The 20,884-nt window shown below is 44.9% G+C and carries 16 protein-coding genes; 2 read left to right on the top strand and 14 right to left on the bottom strand.

What is annotated here, in order from left to right; genetic code table 11:
• Positions 1–224: 224 nt before the first annotated feature.
• Positions 225–1,562, top strand: coding sequence for an N-succinylarginine dihydrolase (gene astB / locus L1D44_RS07570; RefSeq protein WP_239889577.1), 1,338 nt, complete (start codon positions 225–227; stop codon positions 1,560–1,562).
• 77 nt (positions 1,563–1,639) lie between these two features.
• Here the strand turns inward: astB and L1D44_RS07575 are convergent, their stop codons facing one another.
• The gene (locus L1D44_RS07575) at positions 1,640–4,123 is read right to left on the bottom strand and encodes an Ig-like domain-containing protein (RefSeq protein WP_239889578.1); all 2,484 of its coding nucleotides are present in this window, start codon (positions 4,121–4,123) and stop codon (positions 1,640–1,642) included.
• A 218-nt stretch (positions 4,124–4,341) separates the two neighbouring features.
• Between L1D44_RS07575 and L1D44_RS07580 the strand changes: the two genes are divergently transcribed.
• Positions 4,342–5,667: a dicarboxylate/amino acid:cation symporter gene (locus tag L1D44_RS07580; protein WP_239889579.1), complete on the top strand. Its 1,326-nt coding sequence runs from the start codon at positions 4,342–4,344 to the stop codon at positions 5,665–5,667.
• Between the two features lie 157 nt (positions 5,668–5,824).
• Here L1D44_RS07580 and L1D44_RS07585 read toward each other — a convergent pair whose 3' ends face one another.
• From L1D44_RS07585 to L1D44_RS07645, 13 genes are all read right to left on the bottom strand, one after another.
• A complete protein-coding gene (locus tag L1D44_RS07585; protein WP_239889580.1) occupies positions 5,825–6,379 on the bottom strand; it encodes a sugar O-acetyltransferase in 555 nt (184 codons plus the stop codon).
• A 107-nt stretch (positions 6,380–6,486) separates the two neighbouring features.
• Positions 6,487–7,791: an inosine/guanosine kinase gene (locus L1D44_RS07590; protein WP_239889581.1), complete on the bottom strand. Its 1,305-nt coding sequence runs from the start codon at positions 7,789–7,791 to the stop codon at positions 6,487–6,489.
• A gap of 264 nt (positions 7,792–8,055) precedes the next feature.
• Entirely contained in the window at positions 8,056–9,051 is a 996-nt protein-coding gene (hemH, locus tag L1D44_RS07595; protein WP_239889582.1) for a ferrochelatase, read from the bottom strand.
• Between the two features lie 170 nt (positions 9,052–9,221).
• On the bottom strand, positions 9,222–9,866 hold the full coding sequence (gene adk, locus L1D44_RS07600) for an adenylate kinase (RefSeq protein WP_239889583.1): 645 nt from the start codon (positions 9,864–9,866) through the stop codon (positions 9,222–9,224).
• Between the two features lie 170 nt (positions 9,867–10,036).
• Entirely contained in the window at positions 10,037–10,882 is an 846-nt protein-coding gene (locus L1D44_RS07605) for a tetratricopeptide repeat protein (protein ID WP_239889584.1), read from the bottom strand.
• Between the two features lie 74 nt (positions 10,883–10,956).
• Positions 10,957–12,873 (bottom strand): molecular chaperone HtpG, encoded by a 1,917-nt coding sequence (htpG, locus tag L1D44_RS07610; protein WP_239889585.1) that lies wholly within the window; start codon positions 12,871–12,873, stop codon positions 10,957–10,959.
• A gap of 190 nt (positions 12,874–13,063) precedes the next feature.
• Complete coding sequence (gene recR, locus L1D44_RS07615; protein ID WP_239889586.1) at positions 13,064–13,663, bottom strand: recombination mediator RecR; 600 nt, start codon at positions 13,661–13,663, stop codon at positions 13,064–13,066.
• A 185-nt stretch (positions 13,664–13,848) separates the two neighbouring features.
• Positions 13,849–14,784: a hypothetical protein gene (locus L1D44_RS07620; RefSeq protein WP_239889587.1), complete on the bottom strand. Its 936-nt coding sequence runs from the start codon at positions 14,782–14,784 to the stop codon at positions 13,849–13,851.
• A 2-nt stretch (positions 14,785–14,786) separates the two neighbouring features.
• Positions 14,787–15,473, bottom strand: coding sequence for a sel1 repeat family protein (locus L1D44_RS07625; RefSeq protein ID WP_239889588.1), 687 nt, complete (start codon positions 15,471–15,473; stop codon positions 14,787–14,789).
• Between the two features lie 567 nt (positions 15,474–16,040).
• A complete protein-coding gene (locus tag L1D44_RS07630; protein ID WP_202719971.1) occupies positions 16,041–16,370 on the bottom strand; it encodes a YbaB/EbfC family nucleoid-associated protein in 330 nt (109 codons plus the stop codon).
• Positions 16,371–16,482: 112 nt separating this feature from the next.
• Positions 16,483–19,290 (bottom strand): DNA polymerase III subunit gamma/tau, encoded by a 2,808-nt coding sequence (dnaX, locus tag L1D44_RS07635; protein WP_239889589.1) that lies wholly within the window; start codon positions 19,288–19,290, stop codon positions 16,483–16,485.
• A gap of 198 nt (positions 19,291–19,488) precedes the next feature.
• Positions 19,489–20,040, bottom strand: a complete 552-nt coding sequence (gene apt / locus L1D44_RS07640; RefSeq protein ID WP_220770880.1) for an adenine phosphoribosyltransferase — start codon at positions 20,038–20,040, stop codon at positions 19,489–19,491.
• A 256-nt stretch (positions 20,041–20,296) separates the two neighbouring features.
• The gene (locus L1D44_RS07645) at positions 20,297–20,665 is read right to left on the bottom strand and encodes a YbaN family protein (protein WP_239889590.1); all 369 of its coding nucleotides are present in this window, start codon (positions 20,663–20,665) and stop codon (positions 20,297–20,299) included.
• Between the last annotated feature and the right edge of the window lie 219 nt (positions 20,666–20,884).

Below are 20,884 nucleotides of genomic sequence, written 5' to 3' on the forward strand. Positions count from 1 at the left end.
TTAACCATTTTTGAAATAAATGTGAAAAAATATAGTGCGTATTTAAAAATAAATATTTCATTATTAGTCATCAAGCAAGTATTAGTTGTGCATTTCGATGCAAATCTACAGTTTTCATCAATTTTTACTCGCTTGTGAAGCACCCGCGCTTAAGTATACTGGCCGTAATAATTACAACTCAGAGAAAGATATAACACCTGAGCTACCCTTAAGGATAAAGAAGAATGAAGCATTTTGAAGCGAATTTCGACGGACTCGTTGGGCCAACGCATAATTACGCTGGTTTATCATTTGGAAACGTCGCCTCTTTAAATAACGCCGCTGCCACCTCAAGCCCTAAAGATGCGGCTAAGCAAGGTCTCAAAAAAGCCAAGGCACTAGCCGATCTTGGTCTCGTTCAGGGAATGCTTGCCCCTCAAGAACGCCCAGATCTATATACACTGCGAAGAATTGGTTTTTCGGGTACAGATGCTGAAATCTTAAATAAAGCTGCTAAGGAAGCACCTGCGTTGCTACGTGCCTGTTGTAGTGCCTCCAGTATGTGGACAGCTAACGCCGCAACAGTATCCCCCAGTGCCGATACCCATGACGGCAAGTTACATTTCACTCCGGCTAACTTGGTCGATAAGCTACATCGCAGCATAGAGCCAACGACCACGGGTAATATTCTTCAAGCTACGTTTAACGATAGTCGCTTTTTCAAACATCACCAACATCTACCAGAACATAGCAGCTTTGGCGATGAAGGTGCCGCTAACCATACTCGGCTTTGCAGTGAATATGGTCATGCGGGTGTCGAACTCTTTGTCTATGGCCAAGAAGCCACTAATCCACAAGCGCCTAAGCCACAAAAGTTTCCCGCACGACAAACACTAGAAGCCTCACAAGCGGTGGCTCGCCTGCATCAATTAGATGATGAAGGCACGGTTTATATTCAGCAAAATCCCGACGTCATCGACCAAGGTGTATTCCATAACGATGTGATTGCAGTGGGTAACCAAAATGTGTTGTTCTACCATGAGCAGGCCTTTTTAAACACGCAGGCAAAACTGACTGAAATTAAGCACAAGTTTGGTGACTCAGCCCTACACTTTATTGAAGTTCCTACCTCTAAGGTGGCGATTCAAGATGCAGTGAAGAGCTACTTGTTTAACACGCAAGTTGTCACGTTGCCTTCCGGTGAGATGGCGATTATCGCGCCAACAAACTGTCAAGAAAACCCGGCAGTATTTGCTTACCTTAACGAGCTAGTGACGCTTGATACGCCGATTAAGCAAGTGCTCTATTTTGATGTAAAACAGAGTATGCAAAATGGTGGTGGCCCTGCATGTTTGCGTCTACGCGTTGCGATGAACCAAGACGAAGTGGCAGCAGTTAATCAGCACACCTTAATGAATGATGCACTGTTTACTCGCTTAAATCAGTGGGTAGACAAACATTATCGCGATCGCCTATCGGTTGAAGATCTTGCCGACCCTCAACTTGTCATTGAGTCACGCACTGCACTCGATGAGCTAACCCAGATCATGAAGCTAGGCAGTGTTTATCAGTTCCAGAGATAAGCTGTTCAAGCCTATGTGAACCTAACTGCTAGATAAAAAAAGCCCCGCTATATGCGGGGCTTTTAATTGTTATCTCTTTAGTTAATTGAGATAGGTAATGAAATCACCTGAGTTTTCACGCCGCCTGGCGTTTCGACTGTGACAAGGAAGGTTCCTGAGTTTGGCTCATCCTCACCTTTAATGGTCACACTAAACTCTCGTCCGCCATTATAATTAGTACTCGGCCAAACGTATTCAGAGCCACTCACAACTGAGCCCGCACTCGCCGTAAAACGAACCTTAGAGCCTGCAGGCATCTGCTGATTATGAAGATCTGAGATGGTAAAATATACTGTTCCCGTCGCTTTACCGATAATATCGATACTTTGATCGTAAGAGCCATTATCCCCACTATAACTATCAACAATTAATACACGAGAAGGGTCTGTTGCTAATGCCGAGCTACCTGACATCACGATAACTAAACTACCACGAACATAGAGAGACTTTGAGTCACTGACGCCATCGGCACAAGCATCATGAACAGGATCAGAGCACAATACGCCATTATATTTGCCATCTTTAAGATCAAAGACGCCGTTAGAATTAAAATCAACTAACTCCTCTAAACCACCACCGGCTTGACCATTCTCCTGCTGGGGGTTAAACAAGCCATCTTCATTATAATCGTTAAACGCATCATCTAAATCAAACGGCATGCCACTCACATCGTTCTGCGTTCTAAATGCCGTCACTTCATCAGCATCAAAACGGCCGTTACCATTTAAGTCAGGGAATGATTCTTCACCAATAGCTGTGGCTGTAATAGTCGCTCGTCCACCATACTTTTGACCATAATGGTTACCGTATACACCTAACGCAGAGTCAAAAGACAGGGTGGCAATAGGATCGTTAACCATCACACCGGCACCATTGATTAGCTGATAACCTTCAGGTCTCGCCTGTTGACTAGTCCAGATAACGCTACAAGCGCCTTTCTCAGTCTGACAAGCATCTTCAATAGAACCGCCTTCAGTGGTAAATGAAATCGTTGTTCCATCAGGAACAGGGTTATTAAATGCGTCAGCTAAGCGAGCGGTAACAGTGACTTCTGTGCCATCAACATCCCACCCTTCTGCATTTAATACTGAAGCAGATAGAGAGAAACTGTCTTGATCAGGAATACCCGTAGACACAACTAGCTCACTCGACTGACTCGAAATAACAGGAGTGGAATCAACGACAGTACCAGTGACACGCACCGATGTTGCTACCGTACCAGTTCTCACAACAGTCTGGGCAATACCCTGATTGTTAGTTGTAGCTGTTTCAGGATCTAAGCTAATTCCACCCACTTGAGTATTGAGCTTAAATGAAACCGCTTGATTACTAACTGGGTTGCTATTTGTATCTAATACCTTGAACTGAATAACCGATGACTCTACCCCACCCGTGCCTAAAATACTGATATTTTGCGGTGTCGCAGATAGGAATACGATACTCCCAACATCTGCAGGTAATACTTTAATCGTTGCCGTTGCCGCTAAGTTCAATCCCCCCGCATTGGCAGTCACATTAATCGCATCGTCCCCTTTACATCCCTTAGCTAAATAGGTGGTGGTAGCCACACCGTTTACCGAAGGAACTGGTGAACTAATTTCAGCTTCTGGGCTTGACTTAGTGGAGCAGGTTGAAGAGAAGTTAACATCTACAGGCTGAGTAAACGGATTACCATTTTCATCTTGAATTGCAACCGAGATTGTTGCCGTGCCGCCAGCAGTTAACTCCTCAACACTGACGTTTGCTACACCTTCTTTAAAAGGCGTACCACTGCCCATCACAACATTTGTCGCACCAATAACGACAACAACTTTCCCCTCTTCACCGCTTGAGAGTGACGCTGTCACTTCTCCGGCTCCTAGAGAGCTACCGGCATAGATATCTACTGTTGCTTTACCATTGCTATCGGTCACTGCAGACTTAATTGGCAGATCACCTATGGTTGTAGCAAAAGTAACGATAGAAGGCTTATTAATCCCACTTACCGTTGCCGTCACCTTTCCCGGCACGGTTGTGGTAATCGCTTCAACAGGTGCGCCATCTATATCCGTTAACGCAACAACAATAGACGCGCCGCTGCTGACTTCACCGCCATCGCCTTCCATTACAAAAATCAATGGTTCAGAGCTTATATCGCTATAACCAGCTACTTCAACGGTTAATGAGCCCGCTCCGGGGATATTCGAAGTCGCCAATAACACTTTAGCGGTACCATTACCGTCAGTCTTATCGGTGCCAATTCCTGGGATAAAGGTTCCTATCGAACTGTTATCTAGCTTAAAAGTGACTAACTTTCCAGCCAAAGGCCCATGGAGAGAACTTGTTACCACGGCGGTAACTTCAGCTGGCTCCTCTGCTTTAATGGATTCAGTGTTTGAAATTGAAAGTGCGACAGTAACGACTTCTGTCGGCTCCGGCGGATTTGGGTTGTCTGGGTCGGTCGAAATACTGCCGCCTCCACCACAACCTATGAGGAAAAATGACCATATTAAAGCAAAAAAAACGCTATAAGCTGACTTCATTGTCAGACTCCCTGTTACTCAAATTATTATTCTCGGCAATTATATATTCACCTAAAGCCATACATTACACAATTTACCCGCAACTTTTCCACAATAAACAGCTATTTTTTTAAAAGATTCAACCCAAACTTTAACCCAAACCCCATTTCATCAGTGTCACTTTCTTGTTAGGCTTTAGTGCGCAAATTGAAAAGCATAAAAATTATACAGGAAGCACTATGTCTGCTACGAAAACCAAAAAACTCGGCCTCACGAGTAAGATTTTGATCGGTATGTTTACCGGTATTATTCTTGGATTATTATTACGCAATCTGTTTCCAGAGAGTGATTTCATAAAAGAATACATCACCGAAGGCTTTCTAAATGTCATCGGAACCATCTTCATCTCCAGCTTAAAAATGCTCGTTGTTCCCCTTGTTTTTATTTCATTAGTCTGCGGAACCTGCTCTTTAAGTGAACCCTCAAAAGTGGGACGCTTAGGCGGTAAAACCATCGCGTTTTACCTGTTTACAACGGCTATTGCACTTTCAACGGCGATCCTCGTCGCCATCGCCATCCACCCGGGAAATGCCAGCATGGTGACCGAGGGTATGCAGTTTGATGTTAAACAGGCGCCTAATCTTTCAGATGTCATCATCAATCTCGTCCCCACTAACCCACTGCATGCGATGAGTGAAGGTAATATGCTTCAGATCATCATCTTTGCGGTGATCTTCGGTTTCGCTATCTCACACATTGGCGAGCGTGGTGCACGTGTTGCGGCGCTGTTTAACGACCTTAACGAAGTTATTATGCGTGTTGTTACGCTTATCATGCAGCTTGCTCCTTACGGTGTTTTCGCCCTAATGGCAAAACTGGCGCTCACACTGGGTATGGAAACATTTGGAAGTGTTGTTAAATACTTCTTCGTAGTATTGGGGGTATTACTTGTCCATGCGTTCGTGGTTTACCCTACGCTACTTAAAGTGTTCTCAGGACTGAATCCATTTACTTTCATCCGTAAGATCCGTGACGTACAGCTATTTGCTTTCAGCACAGCGAGCTCAAACGCGACACTGCCTGTGACCATTGAAACGGCTGAGCATCGTATGGGAGTGGACAACAAGATCGCCTCATTCACCCTACCACTTGGCGCAACGATTAATATGGATGGCACCGCGATCATGCAGGGGGTTGCCACGGTATTTATTGCTCAAGTCTTCGGTATCGAACTCACCATTACCGATTACGCTATGGTGGTTGTAACCGCCACGCTTGCTTCTATCGGTACAGCGGGGGTTCCAGGTGTTGGTCTTATCATGCTTGCTATGGTACTCAACCAAGTTGGCCTGCCTGTTGAAGGTATCGCATTGATTATTGGTGTAGATAGACTGTTGGATATGGTACGAACTGCGGTTAACGTCACCGGTGATACCGTAGCGACAGTGGTGATTGCCAAGTCTGAAAATGAATTTAACGAAGCGATATTTAACGACAGCCAAGCGGGTAAAGTTGCGCCTGGCTTCAATGCTCAGGTTCATGCTGAAGAAAATAAACTAAGCTAATTTTCATCGCTACAATGACTCATTAAGCGAGTAAGCTATTGGCTTTAAAAGCAGCATTAATCAAAAGGCATCCAGTTGGATGCCTTTTTTGTACCAAATTAGACTAACACCGTAAGACTAAACATAAGAATAAGAATAAGAATAAGATCGGCGGTAATTATTCAATATTAAGCTTTCTTAGGAGCCTAGCGGGCGTTCCGCCAACCATAGAGTCCGGTGGTACATCTTGGTTAACCACGGAGCCTGCAGCAACAATAGAGCGAGCACCAATCGTCACTCCTTGGTTAATGACTACGTTACCACCAATCCACACATCGTCTTCAATGGTGATCGGTAGGCAAAAGGTTTCCCAGCGACGTCGGCTTAAATAATCTACTTCATGGGATGCGGTATAAAACTGACAGCTCGGGCCAACCATCACATGATTACCTATGGTAATTTTTGCACCATCTAGCATCATCGCGCCCATGTTAATAAAACTGCTCTCACCGACGCTAATTTGCTTACCAAATTCACAAAAAAACGGCTCCCTAATTATCGAGCCTTCACCAATCTGGTTTAACAGCTTTTTGAAGAGCTTTTGGATCTCATTAGCATCTAAGCAATTGGCAATCTGCTTAGAAAGTAAAAAGGCATTGTCTCTCACTGCTGAGATTTCAGGATCTGCGCCATCAAACACTTCACCATTGAGCATTTTTGCATATTCAGTCATAGCTTTATTTTTCTTATGTTATGTAGATTCAAAAAAGGCATAACTTAGTGTGACCAAGTTATGCCTTATGTAGGGGCGTTATTACGTCATTAAGACGCTTAGCCTAGTTATCTTTCCCAGTATGACTCTTCTAAGCTATCTTCACGCTCTGGTAAGCCACGAGAAAGTCTAGGGCTATGCTGCGCAAGTACTTCGTAGGCCACACGGTTTGCATACTTACAAATTTGCGAGAACGATGAATAACAAAGTCCATCACGCTTATGCTTACTCGAACCAGGTACGTTAGTCTTGTGGAAGGTATTAGACGCTAAGTCATGTAGCAACGCCGCCAACGCACCGTCACCAGCACCGTTGGTATTACGAATAATTTCAGGGCCGCCCATATAAGGAGAGATATGAGCGTACACCTTTAACGGTGAATCGCAATCAGCCTTTAATTTAGGACGAGAGAATTCGTAGCGGTTAAACTCAGGAATTGAGCCTGGTAATAAGGTATGGCTAGTTTCACGCTTCTCAGAGTCTTCTGTGTAACCCGCAGTGTAAAGACCTAAAGGACCCGCTGTGGTCAATACCATGTCACACCACTCTAGCGCCGCTTCACTTGCCAATAGTGGATCACTAAAGCCTGTTAAGGCTTCGCCTTCATCTTCGTTCATCGCCAAAATAGTCACGTGCTCTTTGATGAACTCTTGCCACCATTTTGGATCTTCTTCAATTAGAAAACGCGTTCCCAATGTCAGTACAACTGGGACTTCGGCTTCTTTAGCGTAGTTAATTGCTGTCATTGCCGCATCGGTGATTTGATCACCACCACTAGCACGCATTAAGTAAGCAGTTAAAATCAGTGCCGAACCACCTTGAACCACCTCTTTATTGATATAAGTTGGTGTTAGCTGATCCATAGAGCCTTTGCTAATCGCAAACGTACGCTCGCCACACTCAGAAATAAGAGTGAAACAGCGGCCAATCGGGCCAGCAACAGGTTGCAAATAGTTGAGATCGACTTTAGAAGACGTATTGCATAAGTAACGGTAGGCATAGCTACCTACTTCAATATTTTTGCTCATCACGCCAAATAACACTGAGCGATCATCGGCCAAAATTGAGTAATTGTGTACCGTATTACCAATTGTGCCGCCAGCAAACTCATCACTAATCAATTCATTAGTTTTAAGCTCTGTATAAAGTGCATGGGCCTTGTCATCATCGATCAAGGTTGAGTTGCCTTTAGGCAGCTCATAGCGGCTCAATAACTCATCTTCCACTTTAGCCTCAATATCTACCAACGTCTGGTCGATACCAGAGATGTAGGTTGAAATTGGCAGAGGCTGCTGGATCAACTGCGCAAGCAATGGATCACGATTTTTGACCGGAAAATAATGTTTAGACTTACGCTGACCTGGAAACTTCATATTGAGCTCTCTTTCATTCGGCATCCATGCAAAATATAAATTAAAACGGGTAAGTTATCTCAAGTTGCTTATTTTAATACCAACAAGCAAACTCTGCACTTCAAACAGCTAGCCAGTGTAAAAACTCTCCCCTCACTATTTGTTTAGCTTAGTCACAACTAAGCAAAAATAGTGAACTTAAAGGGCTAGATGCGCGAAAAGGTGGGGGATTTTACCACACCCCACCTCTTTCGCTAGCTGAAATCACTATAGAAGTTAGAAAATTTAATACCAACCTTTTGTTTGCTCTTGAACAAGCTTAGCTAACAGCGCTATATGAGCTGGGGTATCGTTTAAGCAATCAATAAATTCATAGCGCTCACCACCAGCCGATAAGAACTCCGCTTTACCCTCTTGGGAGATCTCCTCCAAGGTTTCTAAACAGTCAGATGAAAATGCAGGGCACATGATATCTACCGACTTAACTCCTTGTTTAGGCAACGACTCTAACAATTCATCGGTTGCCGGCTTTATCCATTCCTCTTTACCAAACTGGGACTGGAAGCAAATTCGCCACTGCTCTGACGTTAACCCTAATGCCTCAGCTAATAGTTCAGCAGTTGCTTGGCACTGCTCTTGATAAGGGTCACCCTCGGTGATATAGCGAAGCGGTACGCCATGAAACGACATCATCAATACATCCGCCTGACCTTTAGCTTGCCAGTGAGCCTTAACCGACTCTGCGAGCGCTTGAATATAAAGCGGGTGGTCGAAATACTGTTTGTTCATGCGTAATTCAGGAATATTGCGCTCAGCTTTAAGCAACTCGGCAATCGCATCATAAACAGGGGCAACGGTTGAGCAGGAATACTGGGCGTATAATGGTAGAACAAAAATCTTTTCAGCCCCTTGGGACTTAAGGCTGTCGATACCCGATTGTAATGATGGATTACCATAGCTCATCCCCAGCTCAACCGGAATCGCCTGAGCAAACGATTCATGCAGCAGTTGTTTGAGTTTATCGCGCTGCTTTTGGCTTATCACCATTAAGGGCGAGCCATCTTCCCACCAGATAGACTGATAGAGTTTGGCCACTTTGGCTGGACGGGTATTAAGAATGATGCCATTTAAAATCGGCTTCCAGATCCACGGAGAGAGATCGACAACACGGGGATCACTCAAGAACTGTTTGAGGAATTTTTTAACGTCAGGAGCGGTAGGTGAATCGGGGGTGCCTAGGTTTACTAATAACACACCAAATGGTGGGGCTAAGTCACTCACATGAATTCTCTTTTTAGCAAGATATTCGTGTCAGGCTATCATCGCAAAAAGCATAAAAAAAGCCCATTTACATGGGCTTTTTAAAATATGAGAACTAGCTCATAAACACTTTGTTACTTAGGTATATTTGCTCTAAGTCACAAGCGCCTGAGAAATCGACTAGCGCCTATTTAGCTTAGTGCTGCAACAATCTCTTCGCTAACGCTAGCAACAGACTGAGTACCGTCGAACTTGTTGTAAGTCACGTCACCTTTAGCCGCTACTGCGCCATAGTATTCTACTAGTGGCTTAGTTTGCTCATGATAGATATCAAGACGCTTACGTACCGTCGCTTCTTCGTCATCTGGACGAATCGCTAAGTCTTCACCAGTCACGTCATCTTTACCTTCAACCTTAGGTTGGTTGAAAACGATGTGATATACACGGCCAGAACCAGGGTGAACACGACGACCGCTCATGCGCTTAACGATCTCTTCGTCTGGCACATCGATTTCAATCACGTGATCAAGAGCGATACCGCTTGATGCCATTGCATCTGCTTGTGGGATCGTACGTGGGAAACCGTCTAGTAGGAAACCTTTAGCACAATCATCTTGTGCAACACGCTCTTTTACTAAGCCAATGATCAATTCATCTGAAACCAGTTGACCCGCATCCATTACTTTCTTAGCTTCTAAGCCTAGTGGCGTGCCCGCTTTTACTGCAGCGCGTAGCATGTCGCCAGTTGAAATTTGAGGAATACCGTACTTTTCCATAATGAATTGGGCTTGAGTACCTTTACCGGCACCTGGGGCACCTAATAGCATAATGCGCATCTGAATCTTCCTCTTAATTTCGCACTGTGATCCCCATATCGCTCAAAGGCGTACACCAAAGCCGCCTAGATGATGGGTATTGTTCTGTTTAGGGCGGCGATCTTCGCATAAATGGCCGCTATTTTGAAGTAATTTTCATTCGACTTTAGCATCAGTCTGGATAAAAAACATCAGTAAAGTAAGGTGTAGAGTTTGCGACGATACTGATTCGCTAAACTGTTGCCTTGCCCTAACGCCGTCAAAATCTCTAAAAATAGAACTTTTACTCTACCATCCAATGCCGATACATCTTTTTGCAGTGGCATAAATAGCAGCTCAAGAGCTTCATCGTTACGTCCAGCTTGATGTAACGCTTTGGCCAAATCTAATACCAACTCTAAATTATCAGGTGCCTTTTCGAGCGCTTGCTGCAAGTTGCGGATCTCGGGGGTATCGGCGGCATCTAGCGCTAAAGCAAGCTTTGCCTTAAGGCTTTGATAATAACTGTCTTGATCCGCTAGTCCCACAGAATCAAGTAAGCCTTTAGCGTCTTCAAGCACGCCAAGTGACAAGTAAACATCGGCTAATGCGAGGGCGATTTCAGCGAGTGGGTTTTCGCTGTAGGCATCTTTTAGTAAAGGCAGTGCAGCGATCGCATTTTGCTCAGCTAGGAATACTCGGGCCTGATTAAGCTTAAGCTGCCACTGTGCTGGCAGGTGCTTCTCAAGCATCTCAATGACTTGAGGTGCCTCTTGTACACCCGCAAAGCCATCGACGGGTTTACCTTCATGCAAAACTAAAGTCGTTGGTAGGCTTTGAATCTGGAAATAGTTGGCTATCTCCATCTCCTGCTCGCAGTTAACTTTAGCCAATACAAAACGGCCTGCCTGCTGCTGCGTAATACCTTCAAGGGTTTGCATCAATGCAAGGCTCTCTGGACTTTGAGTCGCCCAGAAGGCCATCACGACGATCTTCTCCATCGAAGCATCGACCACTTGCTGGATATTTTCTTTAGTCAGTTCTAGAATCGATTCCATAACTTTCCTCTAATATTCTAGATTTGTAATAAAAAAAGAGGCAGATTGACTGCCTCTTTAATCATAGCCTTTGTTTACTTAACGCTAGCTAATAACATCTGGTTCATTAACTTAATAAACGCCGATGGATCCGCAAGGCTGCCCTTTTCAGACAATAACGCTTGCTGTAACAGCAATTCAGACCACTGAGCAAATAGCTGCTCGTCTTGCTCGTCATTCAAACGCGCAACCAGTGGGTGCTCAGGGTTTAGCTCAAATGTTGGCTTAGACTCAGGCACATCTTGTCCTGCGGCTTGCATCAGCTTGATCATCTGGGTCGACATCTCGCCTTCACCTGCGACCACGCACGCAGGCGTATCGGTTAGACGTGTCGTGACTTTAACTGCAGACACTTTATCACCAAGACTGTCCTTAACACGCTTCACTAGGCCTTCAGATTCTGTTTCTAACTTCTCTTGCGCCTCTTTCTCGCTCGCATCTTCAAGTTCACCTAGCTCAAGATCGCCACGGGTCACTGAATGCAATTTCTTGCCATCGAACTCAGTTAGATGGTTGATCAACCACTCATCGATACGCTCAGACATCAATAGTACTTCGATGCCCTTCTTACGCAGTAACTCGAGGTGCGGACTATTAGCTGCGGCCTCATGGCTATCGGCAACAATGTAGTAGATCTTAGATTGACCTTCTTTCATGCGCTCGATGTAGTCAGCTAGTGATACGTTTGCTGTCGCTTCGCCAGTATGAGTCGATGCAAAACGCAGTAGACCAGCAACACGCTCTTTGTTAGCGAAGTCTTCTGCTGGGCCTTCTTTTAGCACTTGACCAAATTCAGTCCAGAAAGACTGATACTTTTCAGCATCATTTTTAGCAAGCTTCTCTAGCATGCCAAGCACACGCTTAGTCACAGCGGTGCGAAGCGCCGTTGTCACCTTGTTATCTTGTAAGATTTCACGTGATACGTTTAGCGGCAGATCGTTCGAGTCAATCAAACCCTGCACAAAACGCAGGTAACTAGGCATAAACTGCTCAGCATCGTCCATCACGAATACACGCTGAACAAATAACTTTAAGCCATGCTTACGGTCGCGGTTCCATAGATCCCAAGGTGCTTTGGCCGGAATATAAAGTAAGCTAGTGTACTCTTGCTTACCTTCGACGCGGTTGTGACTCCACAGAAGTGGATCAGCATAGTCATGAGAGATGTGCTTATAGAACTCTTGGTACTCTTCATCAGACACGTCGCTCTTGTTACGAGTCCAAAGCGCCGTTGCCTTGTTCATCGCCTTCCAGCTACCCTCAGTCGCGGCAACAGCTTCAGTGTCTTCTGTTGCTTCAACCGCTGGCGTCCCCTCTTCATACATCTCAACAGGTACTGAGATATGATCAGAGTACTTAGTGATGATAGAGCGCAGACGGTAGTCATCAGCAAACTCTTTCTCATCTTCACGAAGGTGCAGTGTAATTTCAGTACCACGAGTTTGCTTAGAGATAGTCTCGACCGTGAAGTCTCCTTCACCAGCAGATTCCCACAGTACCGCTTCATCGGCACTGTGGCCTGCAGCACGAGTGCGAACGGTTACGCGATCTGCAACGATAAAGGCAGAGTAAAAGCCAACACCGAACTGACCGATTAATTGCGAGTCTTTTGACTCATCGCCTGATAGGTTTTTGAAGAAATCGGCTGTGCCCGATTTCGCGATTGTGCCAAGGTGTTCAATCACACCATCGCGGGTCATACCGATACCGTTATCATCGATAGTCACGGTACCCTTCTCTTTATCGGCACTGATACGAACGCGCAGCTCGCCATCACCTTCATAGAGGTCATCATTAGTTAGGGCTTCATAGCGTAGCTTATCAGCAGCATCGGCAGCGTTAGATACTAACTCACGCAAAAAGATCTCTTTGTTAGAGTACAAAGAGTGGATCATCAAATGTAGTAGTTGTTTGACTTCAGTTTGAAAGCCATGGGTCTCTTGTTGTGACATGAAATGTTCCCTTTAAAAAAATCAGTTTTAGTAAAGCTTGCTTAAGAGATGGGGCTAGAAAAATACATTTCAAGGGAGAAATCTGGCATTGCCTTCAATTGCACAAAAAAAATCCAGTCAGTGTTCATTCACAGACTGGATTTTATTCATGAAACTAGCCTAGGCAGTGAGCTTTTTTGCTCGCGACTAACTAGATAGGTAAGCGTCCATTAAAAGAAAGCGCTAAGGTCGTACTGTCAACATATTCAAGCTCACCGCCGACAGGCACGCCATGGGCGATACGACTCACGGTAAGGTTATGACGCTTTGCCATATCGGCAATATAATGTGCGGTCGCATCCCCCTCTACCGTAGGGTTCGTTGCTAAAATAAGCTCACTCACCTCACCAGATGCCAGATGCTGCTCAAGCAAGGCAAGCCCAAGCTCTTCAGGTCCAACACCATCGAGTGGTGACAAATGGCCTAACAACACAAAATAACGACCAGTAAAGTGCCCCCCAGCTTCGATTGCTAATACATCGGCTGGCGTTTCCACTACACAGATCACCTCTGAGTGACCACGCTTAGTGCTCACACAAATGGGGCAGTAAGTTTCTTCAGTAAAGGTACGGCATGACTGACAGTGCCCCACATCCGACATGGCTTTCGCCAACGAATCGGCAAGCTTAGCACCCGCCTTGCGGTCACGCTCTAGAAGCTGAAATGCCATTCTTTGGGCAGACTTAGGCCCAACGCCAGGTAAACAACGAAGTGACTGGATTAGCTCATCAACGAGTGGACTAAATTTCATTTAACATTCCGCTTATAAAGGCATCTGCATGCCCTAGAAAAAGGTCGATGAGCGCTGCCAAACGCGGCGAAAGCACCACTAAGGCAACTCATCATAAAATTAGCGCCAGATACTAGCATAGAATCTGAAGGTTTTGTCCCTTTCAAGCAATAGCTAATCCCTTAACGACTCATCTAGCACAATAATTAAAGCTCGATTGCAGTCATATCAAAGGCTACTGTCGATAACTTACCCTCTGCAGTTGCCCGCATACCAGGGCTAATAATCTTCCAGTAAGCTCTATCCTCCAAACAGATCGCCCCAGAGAACTGCTCGATATTAACCCCTCCCTTACAGTGCTTGCCCCAATAATCCTTACGCTTATCGGAAAAAATGATCTCAATCTTAGCCGGCTTAGCACTAATAACATGCACAAGGTTACAGCCACCCGCAACGAGGGCAAAACTTAGCACTAAATTACCGATAATAATGGCGAACACTTGCTTTAGCAGGCTCTGTCCCATTTGCTCAGCCCGTTCTCTGCTATCTGGAGACACAGCTTTCAACAGCAAGATGGGAAGGGTTATAGCGTAAACAACTCCCCCGGCAATATAAACTGAGCGGAAAATATCTCCTCGCCAAACTAAGTCAGAGAAATAGATAAAGGACAGCAACCCTAAAAAGGCGGCACTGATGTAGGTGATTACCGAATAATTAACCAGCTGCTGCAAAGGCGTATTTTTAGGGAAATAATGTTCAACTAACTTTTGCTTACTCATGCTCAAGAGACGCTGTAGGTGTTCCTCCAACTCCCCAATACCAATAAAGCCAAACTCCTTTTGGCGTTCCCGCCCTCCTTTACTATTCGTATAGAACAGAGCCAGCAAGCCCTCTTCTTTACTTAGCATGTCATAGGTAAAAGTGATCTCAAAGCGCTGCAGTTTTGCCTGAACAACTAACATAGGCATAGTCAGAGCGCCATTTCCTGCCGCGCCATCGGTTTCATTAAGGGACGACTCTTCAAAGACTACCGCCTCCAAGATCTCTTTGAGTCGCAGTTTTAAACTAGCTTGATCCGTCACGGCGCCAAAATTTTGGGTTTGGCCGCTAGCGGATATTAGTGATAGCGAACTTATCTTCATGATTAAAATACCTGCTCTAACAATTCGCCAATCTGATTATTGCTCTGCCCATCCCAACGATGCTTGGCCTTAGTGTTTCTATAAATTTGATCAGCATTCGCTTTTTCAGAGAGTGATAAGTGCTCGCTGGCTTGCTTAACTAGATTTCGTGACTGCGAAAAATGATTACCTCTTGCATAAAGAGCCCAAAGATAAGCCTGGCTGTAATCGCCTAGATTAAAATAGTAAACAGCAAAATTATGCTGAGCAGCGGGGAAAGAATGCGCTGCAGATTTTTCAATCCAAAATAGGGATTTTAATGGGCTTTGAGGGACGTAATGCCCGAAATGATATAGCATGCTCAAATAGTATTGAGCATAAGCATTATCACTATTTTTGCTAAACCAGTGATACGCCTGCTGATAATTGTTAACCGTGGTCAGATCGTAGAAATAGAGTGTAGCCAGTGCCAGTTGGCTACCGAGATCACCTTGCTGGGCAGAGGGGTTAAAAAAAGCTCGCGCTGCGGGATACTGCTTATTTTTTAAAAGGATAAGGCCTAGCTCTCGAGCCTCTTCGATTGAAACTTTTCCGCTGTATTTCTCGATCCCACTTAAGGCAATAGACGGCGCGCCAAACAGTGTATTGAAGATAACAATGACGATAAATATGACTAAAGACAATCCCAGCCCTTTGAGTTTTTGCTTCACACTACTACCCATTTAGGCAAAACTACCCACCTAAGCAAAAGCACGCCTAAGATGGCGCATAATAAAAGCAAAAGAGTCTGACACAGGGCCTTAATCCTCGCAAGCAAAGCTGACTTAAATAATTGAAAGTAAGTTATTTATATCAAACAGGAACGATGCGAGATCCTCAATATTATACCAATTAGTATAAGAAGTTGATCTACTCAGAGCGTTTTTGGCAAACTAATTCAAGGCGAATAATTGTAAGAATGGTTGCTCCCTTGTGAAGTTATTCAACGAAGAAGTAGGCAGCTAAAAACGCTCCAGGATGGCGAGTTTTAGCGGCTCTGATACTTCGTTAACAAGCTTAAACGTAGAATAACTATGCTCTTCACTTGTTGTCTTGTCTCAGTGCCGCTAAATTCTCGCTGAGCGACCAAATCTTTATACTAATTGGTATTAAATCCAGAAACAAAAAAGCCCAAGATAATCTTGGGCTCCTATAGGTGTTTACTTGCTCGGATTTGGCCCCTATTTGGCCCCTCCAATTTAACGGAACAGATATTCCATTAAAACAGCAAGTAAAACTTAGAATGGCATCTTCATGCCTGGTGGTAGTTGCATACCCCCAGTCACTTCAGCCATCTTCTCTTTTTGGTTTTCTTCTACGCGGCGAGCAGCGTCGTTACACGCAGCAGCAATCAGATCTTCTAGCATCTCTTTGTCGTCTTCAAGAAGGCTTGAGTCGATATCAACTTTACGTACGCTGTGAGAACCCGTCATAGTGACTTTAACTAGGCCAGCACCGGCTTCGCCAGTCACTTCCATACGTGCGATCTCTTCTTGCACTTTAGCCATTTTGTCTTGCATCATCTGGGCTTGCTTCATCAAGTTGCCCATACCGCCTTTTCCAAACATACTCTAATTCTCTTCTATTATTTATCACAACAAATAAAGTGGGCTAATCTTACTAAAAAACCAGTGATTAGCAATGAAAGCTGAAATTCTATTGTAAAAATTATGACTCAGTTTACCGCTTAAAGTTCGCGATATCGATCAACTCAATCTGTTTTCCTTTCTCTACCAATAACTCAGGTGCATAGCTCAATGAGTCATCGGTTAGCTGCGCGCCCATATTTTGCGTCAACCAACGCACATTGTCGTCAGTCATCAACTCATGGTGCGCCTGCACTAAAATCTCTTTGTGGAAACGTCTTCTCACTTCAAGTGGCGTTTCTCGTGCGCTATCGAGCCCAACGGTGACATTGACCGTACAAGGTTCACCTAAAGCACTGCTCATGGCTTCTTCTAGCTGTTTAATGGCAACATCAGCAGCCAAATGCTTTTGATCCGGTTTTAATAATAACGATAACGGTTGCTCAAACTGATGACAGACGGAGTTAACTGCTAGCTGCCGTACACGACCGCCCACTTCTAACTCAGACATAAACCGATACCACTTTAAATCAACCTCATTACCACTAAGCTCGCCACTAGGTAATACAGGTAAGTTTAGCTCAGCATCCTGAACAGGAGATGAATCAAGTACTGTTTGCTCGACTCTCTTTTCATCTGGCTCTGAATCCAATTCAACCGACTTTACTTCTTCATGGGTGACTTTAGCCTTACTGACTGACGCCACAGCTGTAGAGTCGTCAAATCTCGCACAAGGGTCTTGTTCATGAGGCTCTTCCCATGGCGGCCTATCAAATACCTCATCATTAGCCTTTGTGTCATCTTCAGCTTGCGCTTCACTTGATTCAACACTTAGCTGCGGATCCGTTTCACTTGGCTTAACTTCAGTCTGCTTTCTTACAGGAGGCGTAAAAGGTTTACGTACCTCTACGGACTTTTTTGAAGACTCCGCCTTAGGATCATCCTCTCCTAATCCCTCGAGTAAGCTGGCTCTAGCTGCGAGTACCGCATCCAGTAAGTCATCACCTGCTCCAGAGTCTGCATTAGCAGTCACTGGGGATGACACGATAACAGCTGATTGCTTTAGCGGCTGCGGATCACTCGGTGCGGACTCCGTTGTACTTTGACTAGCTGGTTGACTACTTTGATAGCCCTGTTCGTAACCACTATCAAAGCCATAATCTTCACTGCCAAAGTCATTACCTGGATCACTATAAGCTCCAGCATAATCTGCGTAAGAGGCTAAATCATCATAACTGTAATCTGATTGAACTGAGTTATCGTCAGCAACATTGTTGTGCTCTGGCTCTGGCTCTGGCTCTGGCTCTGCTTTTGCTTCTGCCGCGTCAACATGCTGCGTCTTTGCAACTGTCGGCTCTACGGGTGTTTGTTCAGACTCTTCTACAACCTCAGTGGTCATAGCTGCATCGGCTTTGAGCTCAGCCCTTGGTAGCGACTCTGTGACCTGTGCGCTCGATGAGTCCTCTTGATTAAACCCCTGACTCTGAGCTTGGCTCATTATCATAGCCATCTCGCTATTGAGGGCTTCGTCTGGCTGCTCTAATCTTGTTTCATTTTGCTCTTGCGTTGCTTCGGTTTGGCTAGGCTGCACACTCGGTTGCTCACTTTCATGAGCTAAAGAGGTCACTCCTTGTAACTTTCCCGGCGAGGCAGGCTCAACTCCTTCAGCCTCAGTGCTTGAAACTGTTGAAGAAACCGCTTGTGCAGCAGGAGCATCATTCACACCTTGACTGATACTAGGAGCTGATAAGGTCTGACTTTCACCAACCTTAGGTAGGCTTATCTCTGACTTTGACTCAACCGCCCAGCGGGTCACTGGCTTTTCAGGTACGAAGGTCACGGCTCTTAGCAGTGCCATCTCTAACCCTGACTTTGGATCTGGCGCGTGGGGTAAGTCTTTACGCCCAGTGAGCAGCAATTGATAGTAAAGCTGTACCTGCTCTGCTGACAGTTGCTGAGCAAACGCCTTGATCTGCTCACTATACAGTGACATCTGCGCCGCTGCGGGTGCAAATTGTGTCAATGTGATCTGATGTAATAGCTCAAGTAAGCTACGCAGCACCTCTTCTGGTTCTGCACCAAATGACAACACCTTAGCTGTGACTTGCATCAAATCCATCACATCGGCTTTGGCTAACGCTTCTAACAAGGCAATGACATGTTTCTCGTCGATGCTACCGAGCATCGTTTGTACTTGCTCTAGTTTGACTTGACCTGCACCAAATGCAATCGCTTGATCCGTAAGGCTTAACGCATCTCGCATACTACCGTTAGCCGCTTTGGCTAACAGGGTTAATGCCGATGGTTCAAAACTCAGTTGCTCTGCCGTTAAAATATGACTTAACTGCGCCACAATCTCATCTAGCGTTAAACTCTTGAGGTTAAACTGTAAGCAACGAGATAACACCGTCACTGGCAGACGCTGTGGATCGGTGGTCGCCAGTAAGAATTTTACATGTTCCGGCGGCTCTTCTAAGGTTTTAAGTAGAGCATTAAAACTGCTTCGAGATAGCATGTGGACTTCATCGATAAGGTATACCTTATAGCGGCCACGGCTCGGTCTGTACTGCACGTTATCGAGCAGTTCTCGGGTATCATCAACCTTAGTTCTTGATGCCGCATCGACCTCAATCAAGTCAACGAATCGACCTTCGGCAATCTCAACGCAGGCAGAACACTTTCCACATGGCGTAGCGGTGACGCCTTGTTCACAGTTAAGGCCCTTTGCAAAAAGACGCGCGAGACTGGTCTTCCCTACTCCTCGAGTACCGGAAAACAGATAGGCATGATGTAATCTTTGCTGAGTGAGCGCGTTGGTTAATGCATGTAAAACATGAGATTGACCAACCATTTGCTCAAATGTGGCAGGGCGCCATTTTCTGGCCAACACCTGATATGACATGGAACTCCCCAACGTGTCATGAATATGGTTTCGGGAGCACGCTCCTCGACATCTTGGAACAATAACATGCAACGCTTTTACATGCTATCTCAAGCGTCTAAGGAGCGATTTGGCGGTGATAAAATCACCTTTTAAGATAAAGAATCGACAGTTTGTTCGACTCTTTAGCACTGCTGCGTGTGACAGCAGCCTAATGGCTTATTCGCCATCGAACTCACAAAGGCTCACCAACTTAAGATCCATCTTCTCAAGACGCTGCTCACCACCAAGGTCTGGCAATGAAATAACGAAAGCGGCATCGTTTACACTTCCGCCTAACTGACGAATAAGTTTAACTGTCGCTTCGATAGTGCCGCCAGTTGCAAGTAAGTCATCGATAACCAATACCTTATCTTCGGCATTAATCGCATCAACGTGGATCTCTAGTACGTCATGACCATATTCAAGCTCATAGCTCTCTGAAATCGTCTCTCTTGGCAGCTTACCAGGCTTACGAACGGGTACAAAACCAATGCCCAATTCTAGCGCTAACGGCGCACCAAACAAAAAGCCGCGCGCTTCAGTACCGACAACTTTAGTAAATCCTTGATCTTTATAGTGGTCCACTAAAAGGCCAATGGTGAGTTTATAGGCTTGTGGATCTTCTAATAAGCTAGTCACATCTCTAAACAAGATCCCCTCTTTAGGATAGTTAGGGATGGTTTTAATGCTGTTCTTTATTAGTGCCAAGCTGTCAGTATTCATTACCATAATTCTTTACTTAATCTACTTTAGTTTGCTGACATCCCCAGCCCCAAATTTGATTATGCCAGTATAGATGTCATCGAAGTGTAAAAATCGGCACCAAGCTTAAGCCGCTTTATGATGAGTTGCAACCTACTAACGCGAGAAGTGTAGTCTCAGTCTAGGGTATTTTATTTGCCGATTGTTCTTTTAGGGGGAGACGGTTACAGGTAAGCAACAATTGCGCTTAAGTTTCAATATGATGAAACAATACAGTGAAATATCATCCGTCGATTTCAGGAATACTTCTCAAATAGATTATTAAACCGGTACCGAGACAAGCCAACATCACTTTTACCCAGATCAGAGGAACAATCACGATACTGGTAAAAAAACTCAAGCCACTTACTATATAGGCTTTCTTTTTTAAGCTTTTGCGGATAGCCCCCTGCGCCTGCCAGTTTTGCAATGCATCAGCAAACCAAGGGTGACTCATAAGCCATTGATAAAGTCTATCGCTAGAGCGGGCAAAGCAATAGGCTGCAAGTAAAATAAACGGCACGGTAGGCAATACGGGTAACAGAATACCTAACAGCCCCAAGGCTAAGCTGCAAAGTCCAAAAACAAGAAAAAAGCCACGCTTTAACGCCATCAATCAATCCTAAAAAACAAAAAGCCACTCAATATCGAGTGGCCAGTATAACCGAGATTGGCTTAAAATCGGATTAAATTAAGCCCATAACCTTTAACCAAGATAAGCTAGCGGGTAATGTTGGGATAAGCATTACAAGAATAAAGCTAATAAAGTAAACAATGTTAAATGGGTCTTTAAACGGCTGACTCATGGCTTCCTCTCTTATTATTGTTGACC

It is taken from the genome of Shewanella sp. Isolate13 (assembly GCF_022398325.1).
Classification (GTDB): Bacteria; Pseudomonadota; Gammaproteobacteria; order Enterobacterales; family Shewanellaceae; genus Shewanella.